The sequence below is a fragment of the Phormidium sp. CCY1219 genome (assembly GCF_055795085.1).
Genome location: NZ_JAYFEQ010000229.1, coordinates 1 through 2,250, shown reverse-complemented (window position 1 = coordinate 2,250; position 2,250 = coordinate 1). Strand labels below are relative to the sequence as shown.

Annotated in this window: 2 protein-coding genes; both read right to left on the bottom strand. The window is 45.1% G+C overall.

The window, feature by feature from the left end; translation table 11 throughout:
- Positions 1–1,974 (bottom strand): DUF4347 domain-containing protein (locus tag AC0QH1_RS02230; RefSeq protein WP_324629155.1); only part of this gene is annotated, 1,974 nt, incomplete at its 3' end.
- A 69-nt stretch (positions 1,975–2,043) separates the two neighbouring features.
- Positions 2,044–2,250 (bottom strand): hypothetical protein (locus AC0QH1_RS02225; protein WP_324629154.1); only part of this gene is annotated, 207 nt, incomplete at its 5' end.

Below are 2,250 nucleotides of genomic sequence, written 5' to 3'. Positions count from 1 at the left end.
ACTTCCGGGGAGTAAAGGATGTACCAGTCTACCGTTTATTTCTTGTAGGGCACCGAGTTTCGGGTCGGCGATCGCGATACTGGCGGTGACATTTACATCCCCTGGATCCGGGGAATTTTTATCGGGAAATTGTAGATTGTTTCCACCATCAGTCAACTCGATATTGGTATTCCGCTTGCTATTTGCAGCATTTCCTACCGTATTGTTCGCAAAAACAGAATTCGCAACGGTAATGTTTTGCTGTTGTCCGGCAAACAGTGCGCCGGCGGAACCGCCCGCAGAATTTTCGGTGACGGTTAGGTTGACCAAAGTGCTGGGAGATTGTATAAATATTCCCCCACCTAAACCCCGAGTCGGATCGTCTGGATCTTCTGCTTTATTACCTGAAAACGTACTGTTGCTAATGGTGGTGGGAGAAACTTTATCCACCCACAAGCCTCCTCCCTGCTTGTGAGCGACATTATCGACGAAACTGGTTCCCGAGAGGGTAAACTCACTATTATCGTGGCGCAATCCTCCTCCACTTCCGCCCCCGGCAGGTGTTTCTAATGCCTCATTCCGGATAAACAAACTATCTTCAACAACTACTTTGTCATCAGGATAAGAATAAAGATTGGCACCGCCACCATCTAATGCCCGATTGCCTTCAAAGCGACTGTTGCGAACTAAAATTGTTCCGGAATCCGGCTTACTCAGATCTGTAGCTCCATCGGTTAAAATCGCTCCACCCAAACCATAAAATTGGGTTTTAGAACTGGGGGTAATCGCTTCGTTATTAATAAAGGTGGAATCTTCTACCGTTAACACGGTAAATAGACTGTTAATTGCTCCACCGTTTACCCCTTTGTTGTTGGTGAATTCACTACCGCGAACGGTTAAGTTGCTTTCACTTTTAATGGATATCGCACCCCCACCTCGTTCTTGCTGACCTGCCGTCCCAATATTGCCATCAAAGGTGGAATTTATCACTGTGGTGGTACTTTGAAATCCCCCAAAAATCCCACCGCCACCATAGGTCGCATCGTTATTTCTGAAGGTGGTATTTTCTACCGTTAAGGTAGTTCCATTCCCCGTTCTAATTCCCGCCCCGGCACCTTCTTCATCTCCGGCGGTGGTTTTACCATTCGCAAGGGTTAGATTCCTGACCGTCAAACTGGTAGGATTGAAGCTGGCATCTCTGGTAAAGTCGATAATGCGCGAAGCATTATTCCCACTAATCGTTAATCCAGCCGCATTGGCACCATCAATGGTTAAGTCTTTGTCAACCAGCAGTTGACCGCTGGTGAGGGTAATGGTTTGATTGGCTAAACTACTGTCAAATGCAATAGTATCTCCGGGTTGTGCGGTTGAAATCGCATTCCGCAACGAACCGGCACCACTATCATTCGCATTCGTTACTGTGAGGGTGGCAAATACGCCGGCGTATTTTTCCATCACTTCCGAGTTCAAGGCTAACGGAGTTTTAATTTCTCCGGTGGTAAAGTTTAACTTCCAGTTTCCACCTTTCTCCGCACTGCCAATTAAATTCTCTGAGGCAGCAATTTTCGCCTGAGTTAGTGTAGCGAGTTTCTCGATAAACTCTGTTCCTAATTCTGCGGCAACTTGGCAACCATAGAGTAAAATTTCTGCCGTTTGACTGAGTGCAGTTCGCCACTGCTGCACAATCGCTTTGTAGTGGGGTAAAGTCTCTAAATTTAGAGAGCTATTTCCTAATTGCAGACAACCGGAACTGCCATGAGAAATAATGTGAATAGCGTCGAGTTTTCCAAACTGCTTTGCATAGGTAGAAAGCTGGGTGGAAATTTGTTCGATGCCATCGCGATCGCCGTCAATGACCGCCACCTCTATGTCTTCTTTTACTCCAGCCACCAGAGTTTCATAGTCTTGAAGCTGCGAATCAATAAAAACCAGCGATCGCGTTACATTATTTTGTCCATTACTAATCGGTGCGAAATATTGAATTATACTTTTCATTCTCAAAACTCCAAGTAAGTTGTCGGTAGATTCACCCTTGGAGCAATAAACACTTTGTTCTTTTGTGTTTTACATAACCATAAATGTGGATTCAGTAATTAACTCAAAATTAATTCCAGTAAGGGTAGCTAAATTTTTACCATCTTTATTGATGACCGCACTATTATTATTTCCCGTAATGGTTAATTCGTTGAAGTCTATTCCCTCCGCCAACCCCAACCAATCTTCCCCTAGGGTAAAGTCAGAAACCACATCACTGCCATCCCCTTCGCGGAA